The 19,342-nt window shown below is 40.0% G+C and carries 11 protein-coding genes and 2 pseudogenes; 12 read left to right on the forward strand and 1 reads right to left on the reverse strand.

Translation table 11 applies throughout. The features are described 5' to 3' along the window. Positions 1-41: 41 nt before the first annotated feature. The 12 genes and pseudogenes from STRIC_RS00695 (at position 42) to STRIC_RS00750 (ending at position 18,443) form a co-directional block, all read left to right on the forward strand. Complete coding sequence (locus STRIC_RS00695) at positions 42-1,175, forward strand: ABC transporter ATP-binding protein (protein ID WP_008087239.1); 1,134 nt, start codon at positions 42-44, stop codon at positions 1,173-1,175. Between the two features lie 83 nt (positions 1,176-1,258). Beyond that, positions 1,259-2,875, forward strand: a pseudogene (locus tag STRIC_RS00700) (glycoside hydrolase family 13 protein). A gap of 242 nt (positions 2,876-3,117) precedes the next feature. Beyond that, positions 3,118-6,737, forward strand: a pseudogene (locus tag STRIC_RS00705) (pullulanase). Positions 6,738-6,839: 102 nt separating this feature from the next. Next, positions 6,840-6,998 carry a thioredoxin domain-containing protein gene (locus tag STRIC_RS12510; RefSeq protein WP_008087260.1) on the forward strand — a complete coding sequence of 53 codons (159 nt, stop codon included), beginning with the start codon at positions 6,840-6,842 and terminating at the stop codon, positions 6,996-6,998. 281 nt (positions 6,999-7,279) lie between these two features. Beyond that, positions 7,280-7,639: a preprotein translocase subunit YajC gene (yajC, locus tag STRIC_RS00715; RefSeq protein ID WP_008087068.1), complete on the forward strand. Its 360-nt coding sequence runs from the start codon at positions 7,280-7,282 to the stop codon at positions 7,637-7,639. Positions 7,640-7,832: 193 nt separating this feature from the next. Further along, a complete protein-coding gene (locus STRIC_RS00720; RefSeq protein ID WP_008086933.1) occupies positions 7,833-8,582 on the forward strand; it encodes an isoprenyl transferase in 750 nt (249 codons plus the stop codon). 12 nt (positions 8,583-8,594) lie between these two features. Then, entirely contained in the window at positions 8,595-9,389 is a 795-nt protein-coding gene (locus STRIC_RS00725; RefSeq protein ID WP_008087121.1) for a phosphatidate cytidylyltransferase, read from the forward strand. Positions 9,390-9,419: 30 nt separating this feature from the next. Beyond that, positions 9,420-10,679, forward strand: a complete 1,260-nt coding sequence (rseP, locus tag STRIC_RS00730; RefSeq protein WP_008086981.1) for an RIP metalloprotease RseP — start codon at positions 9,420-9,422, stop codon at positions 10,677-10,679. A 154-nt stretch (positions 10,680-10,833) separates the two neighbouring features. Beyond that, positions 10,834-12,693: a proline--tRNA ligase gene (locus STRIC_RS00735; RefSeq protein ID WP_008087342.1), complete on the forward strand. Its 1,860-nt coding sequence runs from the start codon at positions 10,834-10,836 to the stop codon at positions 12,691-12,693. Between the two features lie 117 nt (positions 12,694-12,810). Continuing rightward, on the forward strand, positions 12,811-17,208 hold the full coding sequence (locus STRIC_RS00740) for a PolC-type DNA polymerase III (protein WP_008087220.1): 4,398 nt from the start codon (positions 12,811-12,813) through the stop codon (positions 17,206-17,208). Positions 17,209-17,332: 124 nt separating this feature from the next. After that, the gene (locus STRIC_RS00745; protein ID WP_008087240.1) at positions 17,333-17,761 is read left to right on the forward strand and encodes a MarR family winged helix-turn-helix transcriptional regulator; all 429 of its coding nucleotides are present in this window, start codon (positions 17,333-17,335) and stop codon (positions 17,759-17,761) included. 133 nt (positions 17,762-17,894) lie between these two features. Next, complete coding sequence (locus STRIC_RS00750; RefSeq protein WP_156033563.1) at positions 17,895-18,443, forward strand: NADPH-dependent FMN reductase; 549 nt, start codon at positions 17,895-17,897, stop codon at positions 18,441-18,443. 26 nt (positions 18,444-18,469) lie between these two features. Here STRIC_RS00750 and def read toward each other — a convergent pair whose 3' ends face one another. After that, entirely contained in the window at positions 18,470-19,084 is a 615-nt protein-coding gene (def, locus tag STRIC_RS00755) for a peptide deformylase (protein ID WP_008086985.1), read from the reverse strand. Positions 19,085-19,342: the final 258 nt, after the last annotated feature.

A 19,342-nucleotide genomic window follows, 5' to 3' on the forward strand; every position in this document is an offset into this window, starting at 1 on the left:
GGATACTCGCCAAAAATCCTCGCTGGCAAACAGGAGAAATCATGGTTGAATTAAATTTAGATCATATTTACAAAAAATACCCAAACACAACTCACTATGCAGTTGAAGATTTTGATTTGGATATTAAAGATAAAGAATTTATCGTATTTGTAGGTCCTTCAGGATGTGGAAAATCAACAACTCTTCGTATGATTGCAGGACTTGAAGATATTACCGAGGGTGAGTTAAAGATTGATGGTGAAGTGGTTAATGACAAATCACCTAAAGATCGTGATATCGCTATGGTTTTCCAAAACTATGCCCTATACCCTCACATGACGGTATACGATAACATGGCATTTGGTCTAAAACTTCGTAAATACAAAAAAGATGACATTGATAAACGTGTTAAAGAAGCAGCTGAAATTCTTGGTTTGACTGAGTTCTTAGAACGTAAACCAGCAGACTTGTCAGGTGGTCAACGTCAGCGTGTGGCTATGGGACGTGCTATTGTCCGTGATGCTAAAGTTTTCTTGATGGATGAGCCATTGTCAAACTTAGATGCCAAACTTCGTGTATCAATGCGTGCTGAAATTGCTAAAATTCACCGTCGTATTGGTTCAACAACTATCTACGTTACTCACGACCAAACAGAAGCAATGACACTTGCAGACCGTATCGTTATTATGAGTGCTACTAAGAACCCTCAAGGAAATGGTACTGTCGGTAAAGTAGAACAAGTGGGAACACCACAAGAATTGTATAATCTTCCAGCTAATAAATTTGTTGCAGGCTTTATTGGAAGTCCAGCTATGAACTTCTTTGAAGTAGTAGTAAAAGATGGTCGTATTGTCAGTGAAGATGGTTTAGACATTGCTATTCCAGAAGGCCAAGCTAAAATGCTTGATGCTGCTGGTTACACTGGTAAAAAAGTCACTTTTGGTATCCGTCCAGAAGATATTTCAAGCAACCAAATTGTGCATGACACTTATCCAAATGCTAATGTCATGGCAGAAGTTTTGGTTTCAGAATTGCTTGGTTCAGAAACCATGCTTTATGTGAAATTGGGACAAACTGAGTTTGCTTCTCGTGTGGATGCGCGTGATTTCCACAGCCCAGGTGAAAAAGTTAGCTTGACATTTAATGTGGCTAAAGGCCATTTCTTCGACCTAGATACAGAGCAAGCTATCCGTTAATCGTACCTCCTAGAATATAACGAAATCCTCAAAGGTCTTTGAGGATTTTGTTTTCATGAGATATTAGAAAGAGAGTAATCAGTATGGAAAAACACTGGTGGCACAAAGCAACCGTTTATCAAATCTACCCACGTTCTTTTAAAGATACAAGTGGCAATGGGATAGGGATCTTAAAGGAGTAACTAGTCAGCTAGATTACTTGCAAAAGCTGGGCATCACAGCTATTTGGTTATCACCTGTCTACCAATCGCCTATGGATGATAATAGTTATGATATTTCCGATTATCAAGCTATCGCACCAATCTTTGGGGATATGGCGGATATGGATGAATTGCTTTTAGAGGCTAATAAACGAGGCATCAAAATCATCATGGATTTGGTTGTCAATCATACTTCTGATGAGCATGCTTGGTTCGTTGAAGCTAGAGAAAATCCAAACAGTCCTGAGCGAGATTATTACATTTGGCGAGATAAGCCTAACGATTTGATGTCTATTTTCTCAGGTTTGGCTTGGGAATTGGATGAAGCTTCTGGACAGTATTATTTACATCTCTTTAGTAAAAAGCAGCCTGACTTAAATTGGGAAAATGCACAGCTACGTCAAAAAATTTACGACATGATGAACTTCTGGATTGCTAAGGGTATTGGTGGTTTTCGAATGGACGTCATTGATTTAATTGGGAAAATTCCTGATTTAGAGATTACTGGAAATGGCCCTCGTCTCCATGAGTACCTCAAAGAAATGAATCAAGCTACTTTTGGAAACCATGATGTGATGACTGTTGGTGAGACTTGGGGGGGCAACGCCTGAAATCGCTCGTCAATATTCACGTCCTGAAAATAAAGAGTTGTCCATGGTCTTTCAATTTGAGCACGTTGGTTTGCAACATAAGCCCAATAAACCGAAATGGGATTATGCCAAAGAACTTGATGTGCCTGCCCTTAAAAGGATTTTTAGCAAGTGGCAGACAGAGTTGAAACTGGGTGAAGGCTGGAATTCCCTTTTTTGGAATAATCATGACCTGCCAAGGGTCTTATCCATCTGGGGGAATGATCACGACTACCGTGACAAATCAGCTAAGGCGCTAGCTATTTTACTTCATCTCATGCGTGGAACTCCTTATATTTATCAAGGTTAGGAAATTGGTATGACCAATTACCCATTTGAAACCTTGGATGATGTTGATGATATTGAATCACTCAACTATGCCAAAGAAGCTTTGGCTAATGGTATTAAAGAAGCTGATCTGATGGATAGTATTCGTAAGGTGGGTAGAGACAATGCCAGAACACCTATGCAGTGGTCTAAGGAAAAGCATGCTGGATTTTCAGAGGGTCAAAGTACTTGGTTACCCGTCAATCCTAATTATCAAGAGATTAATGTGGCTGAAGCACTTGCTAATCCTGATTCCATCTTTTATACTTACCAAGAACTAATTGCATTACGCAAGAAGGAAGAATGGTTAGTTGAAGGTGATTACCAGCTCTTGTCCACAGCTGATAAAGTTTTTGCCTATAAACGTCAGTTTGGAGAAGATACTTATGTGATTGTTGTCAATGTATCTGACCAAAAGCAAAGTTTTGCTAAAGACTTGGCAGGGGCACAAGTGATTATCACTAATACAGACGTGACTAAGGCTTTAGAGACTAAGTGCCTAGAACCTTGGGATGCTTTTTGTGTGAAAGTGGCTAAGCAGTAAGAATAATATGTTTGTCTAGTCATGAATAAGGTTTAGAGAACGTTGAATATCAAAAAAGGTAGACCTAGGCTTCTGCCTTTTTTGTATTTTAGCTTGTATGACTTATTGAGCTGAGCACTGAAACTTATCTCAAGATCGACATGAGGCGAGCAAATAAAAAACAAATGAAATAGCTTGTTGAAAGCGCCTGCACAATGTGCTAAGATAGGGTTGTTAGAAACTTTTATTAATAGGGAGGTCTTATGAACAAACAAGTCACTCAAGGGTCTAAAACCTATAAATATGCCATCAAAAAGTTGAGCATAGGGGTTGTGTCGGTAGCTACTGGAGCGAGTATCTTACTTTATAGTCCACAGGTTTTAGCGCAAGAAGGTGGTCAGCCTCAGACAGCGCAAGCATCCAGTCAAGGATTTGATGGAGTTGAGGTAGATGATACAGCCGCTGTTTTAGCCATTCTTGATCATGAGGGGTTAAATCTTAGCCAGCCGGATTTTGTCTCTGAATCTGCTAATAGCCTTAAGAGTCAAAGCAGCTCAGCTGAATCGTTACCTGTAAACGGAGAAGCGCCTTCTAAAAGCCCTGCTCTAGCTCAAGAAATGTTAGAGGAGAAGCAGTCTAATTCAGAAATTGAAGCCAATCATTTAAGAATTCACTTTAAAAATCTGCCACAGGATCAATCCCCAGAGGCATAGGGGTTATGTGTGTGGGATGATGTGGCTGAGCCATCCAAAGACTGGCCTAAAGGTGCCTTACCTTTAAGTGAAGCTCAAAAAGATTCTTATGGTTCTTATCTTGATCTTAAGTTGTCCGATCAAAAGCGGCAACAACTATCTTTCTTAATCAATAATAAGGCTGGGGATAAAGTTGTTGATGACCATCATCTTAAGCTTTTAACAGACAAAATGAATGAAGCTTGGTTGGATGAAGACTTCAAGTCTTATCCTTATCAACCTTTAGAGAAAGGGTTCATTCGAATCAATTATCAAAATGACAGTCAGACTTACGACAATCTAGCTGTTTGGCTATTTAAGGATGTTAAGACGCCTTCTACCGATTGGCCAAATGGTTTAGATTTGGTCAAAAGAGGTCCTTATGGTGCTTATGTAGATGTTCCTTTAAAGGAAGATGCTAAAGAAATTGGCTTTTGATTCTGGATAAGAGTAAGTCAGGTGATGCCATTAAGGTTCAACCGAAGGACTACCTTTTTAAAGATTTAGTTAATCATACACAAATCTTTGTTAAAGGCACCGATCCAAAAGTCTATAATAACCCTTACTATATTGATCAAGTCAGCCTAAAAGGTGCTCAACAAACAGAGCTAGATGAGTTAAGAGCAAGTTTTACGACTCTAGACGGTCTTGATAAGGATGATATACTAAAAGCTATCAAAGTTATGGACAAAGATGGTAAGGAAGTTGCCATAGATGACCTTAGCTTTGATAAGGAAAATCCTGTGGTTATCCTTAAAGGCGATTTTAAAGTGGCCGGTTCAGACTATACCGTTACTTTTGGAGATTTAAGTCAGGTGGCTCGCCAATCCTGGCAATTAAAAGATAAGCTCTATACCTATGAGGGTGAGCTTGGTGCTAATTTATTTAAGGATGGTTCTGTTGACTTAGCCTTGTGGTCTCCGAGCGCTGATAGTGTTAAAGTTGTGATTTACGATAAAGACGATCAGACAAAAGTTCTTGGTCAGGTTGATCTGACTAAGTCGGAAAAAGGTGTCTGGACAAGTCATTTAAGTGCGGATAGTATTCGAGGGATTAGTGATTACACCGGTTATTACTATCTCTATGAAATCACACGTGGACAGAAAAAGGTTATGGTTTTGGATCCGTATGCTAAATCGTTAGCGGCTTGGGATAGTAAGACTGTCACTGATGAGATTAAAACGGCAAAAGCTGCCTTTGTTAATTCTAGCTCACTAGGTCCTAAAGACCTTGGTTTTGCTAAGATTGAAAACTTTAGCAAGCGTGAAGATGCTATCATCTATGGGGCACATGTACGAGATTTCACCTCTGACCAGGCTCTTGATGGTAAGTTGAGCAGCCCGTTTGGGACCTTCTCAGCTTTTGTGGAAAGACTAGATTACCTCAAGGATTTAGGAGTTACCCATGTGCAATTGTTACCTGTTCTAAGCTATTTTTATGTGAATGAGCTAGACAAAGCAAGATCCACAGCCTATACTTCCTCTGATAACAACTACAACTGGGGATATGACCCTCAAAGTTATTTTGCCCTGTCTGGTATGTATTCTGAAAATCCTAAAGATCCTGCGTTACGAATTTCAGAACTCAAAGAGTTGGTCAATGAGATTCATAAACGTGGTATGGGGGTCATTCTAGATGTGGTTTATAATCACACTGCTAGGACTTATCTTTTTGAAGATTTAGAGCCTCATTATTATCATTTTATGAATGCTGATGGCACAGCCAGAGAGAGTTTTGGTGGTGGACGTTTGGGTACCACTCATGCGATGAGTCGTCGTGTTTTGGTGGATTCCATTACTTACTTAACAAATGAGTTTAAGGTGGATGGTTTTCGTTTTGATATGATGGGTGACCATGATGCACAAGCGATTGACCAAGCTTTTCAAGCGGCTAAGGCCATCAATCCTAATACTATTATGATAGGAGAGGGTTGGCGAACTTACCAAGGAGATGAAGGGCATAAAGAGCAAGCCGCAGATCAGGAGATGAAGGCAACTGATACTGTTGGTGTCTTTTCGGATGATATCAGAAATATTCTCAAAACCGGCTTCCCGAATGAAGGGACACCAGCTTTTATAACGGGTGGTGCTAAAGATATCGAAAGCCTCTTTAGATCAATCAAAGCGCAACCAGCTAACTTTGAAGCTGATGATCCAGGTGATGTGGTGCAATATATTGCTGCTCATGATAATTTAACCTTACATGATGTGATTGCCAAATCCTTGAATCTTGACCCTAAATCAGCTCAAGAAGAGATTCATCGTCGCATTCGCTTAGGAAATACCCTTATCTTGACTTCTCAAGGAACTGCCTTCTTGCATTCAGGGCAAGAGTATGGTCGTAGCAAACAGTTGCTTAATAAAGATTACAAGTCAAAAGTGACTGATGATAAGGTACCAAATAAGGCGACACTTATTGATGCGGTGAAAGAGTACCCTTATTTTATTCACGATTCTTACGACTCTTCAGATGCCGTGAATCACTTTGATTGGACAAAAGCAACTGATAAAGAGTTTAATCCTATCTCGACCAATACGCAAGCTTACACAGCAGGCCTAATTGCCCTCAGACGCTCAACAGACGCCTTTTGTAAAGCTAGTAAAGCAGAAGTAGAAGCTAGTGTCCATTTGATTGGTCAAATTGGGCAAGACGGTATCGAAAAAGAAGACAAGCTGATTGCCTATCAAACCAGAGATTCTAATGGCGATCTTTATGCTATTTTCGTTAATGCTGACAGTCAATCTCGTCGTCTTCGCTTAAATGACAAATATCGTTTCTTGTTGAAAGGTCAAGTAATTGTCGATGCTGATAGGGCTGGTACTTCTGAACTTAGCAATCCTAAAGGGGTTAGTTTCACTAAAGATGCGATAAATCTAGATGCTTTAACAGCTATTGTGATTAAAGTTGAAGCTCCTGACGTAGATAATATAGAGCAAAGTCATCCGTCTAAAGAAATGACTGAGGTCATGCCTTTAGTCACCCAAAGCGCCAAAAATTCAGAAACAATTTCTCGGCAAACACAAAGTCACGCAATCAAAGAGACCTTACCAAAAACGGGTACTCAAGATTCAAAAGGTCTAGTAGCAATGGGCTTGTTGGCATTAAGTGCTGCATTTAGGCTTGTTACCTTTAAGACAAGCTCTAAAAACTAGTCATTCATCTTAAAAATTGATAAAATAGAATGATAAATAGGGGTCATCTATTGCTAACTTTAGTATATAAAGATTGCTCCAAGTCCGTGAAAGGAACATGATATGACGTTTTCAGAAAGTATTCTTGCTTTTCAAGAAGTGACCATAGCAGAGCTGACAGCTAAAATAGAGGCTGGGCAAGATTTATCTCTCTTTGTAGGACGAGAAAGTTGCCCTTATTGTCATCGATTTGCACCTAAGTTAGCGACTGTAGCTAAATAGGTTAAGGAGCCTATTTATTTCCTTAACAGTGAAAGTCACGCTGATTTCTATGAGATACAAAGTTTTCGTAAGAAATACCAACTAGTGAAAGTACCTGCTTTGCTTGTGCTAAAAAAGGTCAGGCGCGTAGCGTTTGTGATTCCTCTCTTTCAGAAGAAGAAATTGTAACTTTCTTAGAAAATTAGGCAGGATATGGTATGTAGTTTTGGTAGCCAAACCTTGCTATGTGCCAGTAAATCTGTTATAGTAGACATGACTTTTATAAAGACTAAGGAGAAATTATGGGATTTCCAACAATTTTAATGTTTGTTGTTATGATTGCATTGATTTGGTTCATGCAACGTCAACAAAAGAAACAAGCACAAGAACGCCAAAATCAGTTAAATGCCATTGAAAAAGGTGATGAAGTGGTAACCATTGGTGGCATGTATGCGATGGTAGATGAAGTTGATACTGCTGCTAAAAAAATCGTGTTAGATGTGGATGGGGTTTACCTTCCTTTTGAATTAACAGCTATCAAGCGCGTGGTTACTAAGGGTGGCACAGTTGACGCTCCTGTGGAAGCTGAGCAAGCGGTGATTGTTGAAGAGCCAGTCATTGACACACCTGAAGAAAATCAGTCTATTATCGAAAACGATTAATGATTATAAGTCTGAGACACTATTGTTTCAGACTTTTTTAATTCTTCAAAAGTGTGGTGATTTAATATAGGAAGTGAAAAAATAAGAAGGGGCTGCTTGGCTTTTTTTCAAGAAAGCCCTTAGAAAAAGCAAGCCAAATAGCCTATAATGTGGTAGAATAAGAGATAAGTATGCTTATAAATAAGGAAAAAACATGTTTGGATTAAAAACGAAATCGAAAAAAGTTATTTTGGACAAAATTCCAAAACATATTGGAATCATTATGGATGGTAATGGGCGTTGGGCTAAGAAACGACTCCATCCAAGAGTCTTTGGACACAAAGCTGGTATGGATGCTTTGCAAGATGTTACCGTTGCTGCTTCTGATTTAGGGGTGAAAGTGCTAACCGTCTATGCCTTCTCTACCGAAAATTGGTCAAGACCACAAGATGAAGTGTCATTTATCATGAATTTACCTGTTGAATTTTTTGACAAGTACGTTCCTGAGTTGCACCGAAATAATGTGAAAGTTCAGATGATTGGGGAAACTCATCGCTTACCTGAAGCAACCTTGGATGCTTTAAATGCTGCTATTGCAAAAACAAGACAAAACACAGGCTTGATTTTAAATTTTGCTTTGAACTATGGAGGACGTGCAGAAATCACAAATGCGGTTCGTCTCATTGCTCAAGATGTCTTGGATGCTAAGCTAAATCCTGATGATATAACAGAGGGCTTGATTGCCAATTACCTGATGACAGATCATCTTCCTTATCTTTATAGAGATCCTGATTTGATTATCAGAACAAGTGGTGAGTTACGCTTGAGCAACTTTTTACCATGGCAATCGGCTTACAGTGAATTCTATTTCACTCCCGTCTTGTGGCCGGATTTTAAAAAGGCTGAGCTCATCAAGGCTATCGCCGAGTATAATAGTAGACAACGTCGCTATGGTGGGATTTAAAGGAGAAAAGATATGAGAGAACGTCTTATTTGGGGAGGAATTGCCGCCGCAATTTTCCTACCTTTTTTAATCATTGGAAGTCTTCCTTTTCAGCTTTTTGTTGGCTTATTAGCGATGATTGGAGTATCTGAATTGTTAAAAATGAGAAGACTTGAAGTCTTTTCGTTTGAGGGAATTTTTGCCATGCTTGCCGCTTTTGTTTTGACGGTACCCATGGGAAATTATATGACTTTTTTACCTATTGATGCCAGTTTTGCTGCTTTTGGATTAATTGTCTTTTTCCTTTTAGCCGGTACAGTGATAAATAGTCAAGCTTATTCTTTTGAAGATGCTGCTTTCCCTATTGCTGCTAGCCTCTATGTTGGCATTGGTTTCCAAAATCTGGTCAATGCTCGCATGACAGGGATTGATAAGGTTTTACTAGCCCTTTTTATTGTTTGGGCAACTGACATTGGAGCCTATATGATTGGGCGTCAATTTGGTCAGAGAAAGTTACTTCCTAAAGTCTCCCCTAACAAAACAGTCGAGGGAAGCCTAGGAGGTATCGCAAGTGCTGTCGTGGTATCTTTGCTATTTATGATCATTGATAGATCCGTCTATGCTCCACATAACTTCTTTGTGATGCTGCTTTTAGTAGCTTTATTTTCTATTTTTGCCCAATTTGGAGACTTGGTAGAAAGTGCCATGAAGCGCCATTTTGGTGTCAAAGATTCAGGTAAATTAATTCCTGGGCACGGTGGTATTTTAGATCGTTTTGATTCAATGATTTTTGTTTTTCCCATCATGCATCTATTTGGTTTGTTCTAAGAAAAGAAAAAATAGACTGAAAGGAAATCTATGTTAGGAATACTTACCTTTATTATTATTTTTGGGATTTTAGTTATTGTTCATGAATTTGGGCATTTCTATTTTGCTAAGAAATCGGGCATTCTTGTTCGAGAATTTGCTATTGGCATGGGGCCAAAATTATTTACCCACGTTGATAGTCAAGGAACCCTTTACACTATTCGTATCCTCCCTTTAGGCGGTTATGTTCGCATGGCAGGTTGGGGCGATGATAAAACAGAAATAAAAACTGGAACACCAGCCAGCTTAACCTTGAATGAGGCTGGAATGGTGTCACGTATCAATCTATCGCATAGTAAAATTGACCCAACAAGTCTTCCTATGAATGTGACGGCTTACGATTTAGAGGAACAATTGACGATTACAGGTCTGGTTCTTGATGAGACAAAAACCTACCCGGTAGATCATGATGCCACCATTGTAGAAGAAGATGGGACTGAGGTTCGCATTGCCCCTCTTGATGTTCAGTATCAGAATGCTTCTATCGGAGGACGTTTGATTACTAACTTTGCAGGGCCTATGAATAACTTTATCCTAGGTATTATCGTTTTTGTCATTCTGGTCTTTTTGCAAGGTGGCGTTCCTGATTCCAGTACCAACCATATTCGTGTGTCAGAAAATGGACCAGCCGCAAAAGCTGGTATCAAAGATAATGACCAAATTATCAAAATTGAACACTCTAAGATTGACAACTGGGATGATCTAGTTCGTGCGGTGTCACTGAGTACATCAGGAAAAGAAGCTAAGAAATCCTTAGAGGTTACTTACCAACGAGGTCAAAAGACAAAAACAGTTACCATAATGCCTAAAAAAGTCAATAATAGTTACATTTTAGGTGTACAAGCACCTTTAAAAACAGGATTAATGGATAAAATTCTGGGTGGCTTCAAATTAGCTGGTCGAGGGGCTCTACTTATTATCGTGGCTCTAAAAGGTTTGATTACAGCCTTTAGCTTAGATAAGTTAGGTGGACCAGTAGCCATGTTTCAAATGTCCAACCAAGCAGCACAAAATGGCTTGGAGTCGGTATTGAATCTCATGGCTATGCTGTCCATTAACCTTGGGATTTTCAATTTAATTCCTATCCCAGCACTAGATGGTGGCAAGATTCTGATGAATATCATCGAGGCTATTCGTCGCAAACCCCTCAAGCAAGAAACAGAAACCTATATCACTTTAGTGGGTGTGGCTATCATGGTTGTCTTAATGGTAGCAGTAACCTGGAATGATATTATGCGTGTTTTCTTCTAATCAAACAAGAATGATAGCCGAAGAGTCTGATAAGAAGGGCTCTTTCGACTTCGCTTGTCTTTAAAGTAAAAATGGAAAGGAATACCTGTTCAATACAAGGAGTAGCTAGTCAAGTGGCCTCCAAATGATTTGAGGAATCAGGTATCTTAAACTTATGAAACAAAGTAAAATGCTTATCCCAACCTTGCGCGAAATGCCAAGTGATGCCCAAGTAATCAGTCATGCGCTGATGATGCGCGCTGGTTATGTGCGACAAGTTTCAGCTGGTATTTATGCTTATTTACCATTAGCTAATCGTACCATTGAAAAGTTCAAAACTATTATGCGTCAAGAATTTGAAAAGATTGGTGCAGTAGAAATGTTGGCGCCAGCCCTTTTAACAGCAGATTTATGGCGTGAATCTGGCCGTTACGAGACTTATGGTGAGGACCTTTATAAATTAAAAAACCGTGATAAATCTGATTTTATCTTGGGGCCAACCCATGAAGAAACCTTCACGACCTTGGTCCGTGATGCGGTTAAATCTTATAAGCAGTTGCCTTTAAATCTCTACCAAATTCAATCCAAATACCGTGATGAAAAACGCCCACGTAATGGTCTATTACGGACACGTGAGTTTATCATGAAAGACGGCTACAGTTTCCATCAAAACTATGATGATTTAGATGTCACTTATGAAGATTATCGTCAAGCCTATGAAGCTATCTTTACAAGAGCTGGCCTTGATTTTAAAGGTATTATTGGAGATGGTGGTGCCATGGGTGGTAAGGATTCACAAGAATTTATGGCCATCACCCCAGACCGTACCGACTTGGATCGTTGGGTGATTTTAGACAAATCTATTGCGTCCTTTGATGATATTCCTGAAACGGTTTTAGAAGAAATTAAAACAGAGCTGACGTCATGGATGGTTTCTGGAGAAGACACCATTGCGTACTCTAGTGAGTCTAGTTATGCTGCCAACCTTGAGATGGCAACCAATGAATACAAACCATCTTCTAAAGTGGCCTCTGAAAAAGACTTGATTGAAGTGGAAACCCCTAATTGTAAAACTATCGATGAAGTGACTAACTTCCTTTCTGTTGACCAAAGCGAGACTATCAAAACCTTACTCTTTATGGCTGATAATGAGCCTTTAGTAGCTCTTTTAGTTGGTAACGATCAGGTCAATGATGTGAAATTGAAAAACTATCTTGGGGCAGATTTCTTAGAGCCTGCAACAGAAGAGCAAGCACTAGCTTTCTTTGGGGCTAACTTTGGTTCCCTAGGTCCCGTTAATCTTTCAGAAGGTAGCCGTATTGTGGCTGATCGCAAGGTAGCTGACTTGGCTAATGCTGTAGCAGGAGCTAATAAAAATAGCTATCACTTGACAGGGGTTAACCCAGAGCGTGATTTCCAAGCGGAGTATGTTGATATCCGAGAAGTGAAAGAGGGAGAAATGTCTCCTGATGGGCATGGTGTCCTTCAATTTGCGCGTGGTATTGAAATCGGACATATCTTCAAATTAGGGACACGTTATTCAGATAGTATGGGAGCTAACATCCTTGATGAAAATGGCAGAGCTGTACCAATCGTTATGGGTTGCTACGGTATCGGGGTTAGCCGTATTCTATCAGCCGTTATCGAACAACATGCCCGCTTGTTTGTTAGCAAGACGCCAAAAGGAGACTTCCGCTATGCTTGGGGTATTGACTTCCCTAAAGAATTAGCGCCATTTGATGTCCATCTCATCACTGTTAACGTCAAGGACCAAGTATCTCAAGACCTAACTGCTAAAATTGAAGCTGATTTGATGGCTAAGGGCTACGAAGTATTGACTGACGATCGTAACGAACGTGTGGGATCTAAATTCTCAGATAGTGATCTTATTGGATTACCGATTCGTGTGACAGTTGGTAAAAAAGCCTCTGAAGGTATCGTTGAAATCAAAATCAAAGCAAGTGGTGACAGTATTGAGGTTAATGCTGAAAACCTAATTGAGACGCTAGATATTTTGACAAAAGACAAAGCATAAAGAGTAAGATGATGACAAATGTCGTCATCTTTTTTTGTTATTGGCAAGCTTTTAGAAAAACTCGAAAAATCCAAGTATTTGTGTTAAAATAGAGCCTAAGAAAATCAGGAGAAAATTATGTCAGATTTATTCGTTAAATTGATGGAACAAATTGAAATGCCGCTTGAAATGAGACGTTCAAGTGCTTTTTCGTCTGCTGATATTATTGAAGTCAAGGTTCATGCTTTGTCACGGCTATGGGAATTTCATTTTTCTTTTGCCCATATTTTACCTATTGCCATTTATAAAGAACTGGCTGATCGTTTGCAAAGAAGCTTTCAAGCTGCTGATATTAAGGTGACCTTTACCATTCAAGTAAAAGAGCCACAGTTTTCAGACCAAGACTTGCAGGCTTACTACCGAGAAGCTTTTGAGTATCCTCCTTGTAATGGGGCTAGTTTTAAATCATCTTTTTCCACTTTAAAAGTGGCTTACCTAGACCAAAAACTGATCATTTCAGCTCCCCATTTTGTTAATAATGACCACTTCAGGAAAAACCATCTGCCCAATCTGGCTAAACAGTTTGAACGATTTGGATTCGCCCCTCTAATCATTGATATGGTTTCAGATCAGGAAATGACTGAGCAGTTGACCAATCATTACGAATCAAGTCGTCAGGCTATTTTAGAAAAAGCAGTCCAAAATAATCTTGAAGCTCAAAAATCCTTAGAAGCCATGCAGCCACCGGCAGAAGAAGCCCCTGCTGCCCCAAAATTTGACTACAAAGAGCGTGTGGCCCAGCGTCAAGCTGGATTTGAAAAAGCAACCATCACACCAATGGTTGAGATTGATTCTGAAGAAAATCGTATCGTCTTTGAAGGTATGGTTTTTGATGTGGAACGAAAAACCACACGTACGGGCCGACATATTATCAACTTTAAGATGACCGATTACACGTCCTCTTTTGCCATGCAAAAATGGGCCAAGGACGATGATGACCTTCGGAAATACGATATGATTGCTAAAGGAGCCTGGTTGCGGGTACAAGGCAATATCGAAAACAATCCCTTTACCAAAAGTTTGACCATGAATGTCCAACAGGTGAAAGAAATTGTTCATCACGATCGTAAGGATTTGATGCCAGAGGGACAAAAACGGGTGGAATTTCATGCCCATACTAACATGTCCACAATGGACGCCCTACCAACAGTTGAAACTTTGATTGATACCGCAGCTAAGTGGGGACATAAGGCTGTTGCTATCACCGATCATGCTAATGTGCAGAGTTTTCCACATGGTTATCACCGAGCACGCAAGGCAGGCATCAAAGCTATTTTTGGCTTGGAAGCTAATATTGTTGAGGATAAGGTTCCGATTTCTTATCAGCCTGTGGATATGGATTTGCATGAAGCCACTTATGTTGTCTTTGACGTTGAGACCACAGGTCTGTCTGCTATGAATAATGACCTGATTCAGATTGCAGCCTCTAAGATGTTTAAGGGCAATATTGTCGAGCAATTTGACGAATTTATTGATCCAGGACATCCCTTGTCAGCCTTTACCACTGAGTTGACCGGTATTACAGACAAGCATTTGCAAGGGGCAAAGCCCTTATGTCAAGTCTTAGAAGCATTTCAAGCCTTTTGTCAAGACAGTATTTTAGTAGCCCATAATGCCAGTTTTGACGTTGGCTTTATGAATGCCAACTATGAGCGCTACAACTTACCTAAGATTAGCCAGCCTGTCATTGATACTCTTGAGTTTGCTAGAAACCTTTATCCTGAGTTCAAACGTCATGGTTTGGGGCCTTTGACCAAGCGCTTCCAAGTTAGCTTGGACCATCACCATATGGCCAACTATGATGCCGAAGCCACTGGCCGCTTGCTTTTTATTTTCTTAAAAGAAGCACGAGAAAAGCGTGGCATCACTAATCTTTTAGAGCTCAATACCAAACTGGTGGCAGAAGATTCTTATAAAAAAGCACGTATCAAGCATGCGACTATTTATGTGCAAAACCAGGTTGGTTTGAAAAACATGTTTAAGTTGGTGAGTTTGACCAATGTCAAGTATTTTGAAGGGGTTCCTCGACTACCAAGAACGGTCTTAGACCAACACAGAGAAGGTCTCTTGATTGGTTCTGGCTGCTCGGAAGGTGAAGTCTTTGATGCCGTTTTATCTCAAGGTGTAGATGCAGCTGTTGAGATAGCCAAGTACTATGACTTCATTGAGATTATGCCGCCTGCTATTTATGAACCACTGATTGCAAGGGAATTAATCAAGGACCAAGCAGGAATTGGAAAGGTTATTAGTGATTTGATTGAAGTGGGGCGTCGCCTTGACAAGCCTGTTTTGGCAACGGGAAATGTCCACTATATAGAGCCTGAAGACGAGATTTACCGCGAGATCATCGTGCGTAGTCTGGGTCAAGGGGCTATGATTAACAGAACCATTGGACGCGGTGAGGGGGCAAAACCAGCACCTCTTCCTAAAGCACACTTTCGAACAACCAATGAGATGTTGGATGACTTTGCCTTTCTTGGTAAAGATTTGGCTTATCAAGTGGTTGTGCAAAATACCCAGGACTTTGCTGATCGTATTGAAGAGGTTGAGGTGGTTAAGGGGGATCTTTATACCCCTTATATCGATAAGGCCGAAGAGACCGTTGCAGAGTTAACCTATCAGAAAGCCTTTGAAATATACGGCAATCCCTTGCCAGATATTATTGATTTACGTATCGAAAAAGAATTGACCTCTATTTTGGGGAATGGTTTTGCGGTGATTTACTTGGCCTCTCAGCTCTTGGTAAATCGCTCTAATGAACGAGGTTACTTAGTAGGATCACGTGGTTCTGTTGGGTCTAGCTTTGTGGCGACCATGATTGGCATCACAGAAGTTAACCCTATGCCTCCCCATTATGTCTGTCCTAAGTGTCAACACTCAGAATTTATTACAGATGGTTCTGTAGGATCAGGTTATGATTTACCGAATAAACCTTGTCCGAAATGCGGAACGACCTATCAAAAAGACGGTCAAGACATTCCCTTTGAAACCTTCCTTGGTTTTGATGGGGACAAGGTTCCTGATATTGATTTGAACTTTTCAGGTGATGATCAACCCAGTGCCCATTTAGATGTTCGCGATATTTTTGGAGCAGAATATGCTTTTAGAGCTGGGACCGTTGGTACGGTTGCTGAAAAAACAGCCTATGGATTTGTCAAAAGATACGAACGTGATTACGGGAAGTTTTACCGAGATGCTGAGGTGGATCGTCTAGCAACAGGGGCTGCGGGTGTGAAACGTACAACGGGTCAGCACCCGGGAGGAATTGTTGTTATTCCAAACTATATGGATGTTTATGATTTCACCCCTGTACAGTATCCTGCCGATGATGTGTCAGCTTCTTGGCAGACGACTCACTTTAACTTCCATGATATCGATGAGAATGTTTTGAAGCTAGATATACTAGGACATGATGATCCTACCATGATTCGAAAACTACAAGACTTATCAGGTATTGATCCTATCAGCATACCTGCTGATGACCCAGGAGTTATGGCTCTCTTTTCTGGTACGGAAGTGCTTGGAGTGACTCCTGAGCAAATTGGGACACCAACTGGGATGCTAGGGATTCCTGAATTTGGGACTAACTTTGTTCGAGGCATGGTCAATGAAACCCATCCGACCACTTTTGCGGAGTTATTACAATTATCAGGGCTTTCACACGGAACCGATGTTTGGTTAGGCAATGCCCAAGATTTGATCAAAGATGGGACAGCCACTCTAAAAACAGTAATTGGTTGTCGTGATGATATTATGGTTTACCTTATGCACGCAGGCTTGCAACCTAAGATGGCCTTTACCATCATGGAGCGGGTGCGTAAGGGCATGTGGCTTAAGATTTCAGAAGATGAGCGCAACTCTTACATCCAGGCGATGCGAGAAAACAAGGTACCAGATTGGTATATTGAGTCCTGCGGTAAGATCAAGTACATGTTCCCTAAAGCCCATGCGGCAGCCTATGTCTTGATGGCCCTTCGAGTGGCCTACTTTAAGGTGCATCACCCTATTATGTATTATTGTGCCTATTTCTCCATTCGTGCTAAGGCTTTTGAGTTAAAAACCATGAGTGGTGGCTTAGAGGCTGTCAAAGCCAGAATGGAAGACATCAGCCTTAAGCGTAAAAACAACGAAGCCACTAATGTGGAAAATGATCTCTTTACCACGCTTGAAATTGTCAATGAAATGTTGGAACGTGGTTTCAAATTTGGTAAATTAGACCTTTACAAGAGTGATGCCACGGAGTTTCAAATTGAAGGAGATACTTTAATACCACCTTTTATTGCCTTAGAAGGCTTGGGGGAAAACGTGGCCAAGCAAATTGTCAGAGCACGACAAGAAGGAGAGTTCCTCTCTAAAATGGAGCTCCGCAAACGAGGTGGTTCTTCTAGTACCCTAGTCGAAAAAATGGATGATATGGGGATTTTGGGTAATCTACCTGAGGACAACCAATTGAGTTTATTTGATGATTTTTTCTAAAGGGTTGGTGAGAGCATTTCACTAACAATACGATAAAGTGAGTGGGACAAGACCGACTTCTTGTCCCGCTACTTAAATTGATTAATACTAATCAGTGACATATAAAATAAAGCGAGGAAATAAGATGAGTCATTTAGATACAAATACCGCTTTGAAAGCCATGGTGGTGTTTCGTAAAGCTCAACGAACTTTGGATGCTTTTGGGTCTGATATCTTTAAAAGTGCAGACTTAACAGCTACACAATTTAGTGTGCTTGAGGTTCTACATACCAAAGGCTGTATGCGAATCAATAATTTGATTGATTCTTTACTAGCCACTTCAGGTAATATGACCGTTGTGTTAAGAAACATGGAGCGTAACGGTTGGATTAGTCGGTGCAAAGATGAAAGTGACAAAAGAGCCTATGTGGTTACATTAACAGAGGAAGGTAATCGATTGATTGAATCCGTATTGCCAAAACATATTGCACGTGTCGAAGAAGCCTTTGCGGTTTTGACCGAAGAAGAACAACTAGAGTTGATTGAACTGCTCAAAAAATTTAAAGATTTATAAACAAATGTCTTTACAGCTCTTCCAAAAGAAGGTATAATTACTACATAGTGATAAAGGCCTAGAAAGAGGAATTTATGACATGTCGTTTTTAGACAGCATCAAAACTATCTTTAAAAAAGAAGAGGAAAAAGAAATGAAAAACATTTTATTTATCGTTTGCTCACTTCGTGAAGGTTCTTTTAACCATCAATTGGCTACTCAAGCTGAAAAAGCTCTTGAAGGACAAGCAGCAGTATCTTATTTAAACTGGAAAGATGTTCCTGTCTTTAGCCAAGATATGGAAGCAAATGCACCAGCTTCAGTTGTTGAAGCTCGTCAAGCTGTTCAAGCAGCAGATGCTATCTGGATTTTCACACCAGTTTATAACTTATTTATTCCAGGTTCTGTTAAAAACCTTTTAGACTGGCTATCACGTGCTCTAGATTTATCTGACCCAACTGGACCATCTGCTATCGGTGGTAAAGTGGTTACTGTTTCTTCAGTAGCAAACGGTGGACATGATCAAGTCTTTGCGCAATTTAAAGAATTGTTGCCATTTATCCGTACGTCAGTAGCCGGAGAATTTACAAAAACATCTGTTAATCCTGAAGCTTGGGGAACAGGAGTTCTTGAAGTTACAGAAGAAACAAAAACAAGCTTGTTAGCACAGTCAGAAGCACTTCTTGCAGCTATTCAAGACTAAAGAAAAAAGGCCAAGGGCCTTTTTTCTTATTCTAAAATCAAGAGGCCTTCTTTGGCTTCAAATGGGTTTTTAGGGTTGATGCGGTCATAAAACATAACACCATTAATATGGTCGATTTCATGTTGAACCACAATGGCATTATAGCCTTTTAGCTTGAGTTTGTGTTTTTGGTTGTTTTTGTCAACATATTCAATCGTAACACGGGCATGTCTTACGACATAGCCTTCAACAGTTCGATCGACAGATAAGCAACCTTCCCCATCAGCTAGTGCAGCGTCTTGAACAGAGTGAGAAATAATTTTTGGATTATAAAGCACTTCTTGCATGCTGTAGGCTTCTTTAGGTGGATTACCCTCACTATCTTCAGGGTTAGGTACTAAGACGGCAATGATGCGTTTAGAAACATCAATTTGTGGTGCAGCTAAGCCAACACCTCCTCTAAGTCCCATTTTTTCTGCCATAATAGGATCTTGAGAATGTTTTAAAAATTGCATCATCTTTTCACCTAAGATGATGTCTTCGTCACTTAAGGGCAAGCTCACTTCTTTGGCAACCGCACGAAGTGTTGGATTTCCTTCCCTAATAATATCATCCATATCAATCAGATGACTTGCTTTAATTAATTTATCTTGTGCAGACATGATTACTCCTTCTATTTATTCAATGGCTTTACTATATCATAAAAGCCTTTATTTTAAAAGATTTCCCTTTGATGACAAATTTGTCTAGCTTTTTATCAACAAATGATATTATTTGTCAAAAAAGTGAAATATTTAGGCTAAAACAGTTGTTTTTTGCGTCACTTATCTGTATAATCTTCTTAATATCCAAACATATGTATCTTATAGAGAGAAGATGACACTGTAAACACAAGGAATCTAGGGAAGATTCCTTGTGTT

This window comes from Streptococcus ictaluri 707-05 (assembly GCF_000188015.2).
In the GTDB taxonomy this organism is placed as follows: Bacteria; Bacillota; Bacilli; order Lactobacillales; family Streptococcaceae; genus Streptococcus; species Streptococcus ictaluri.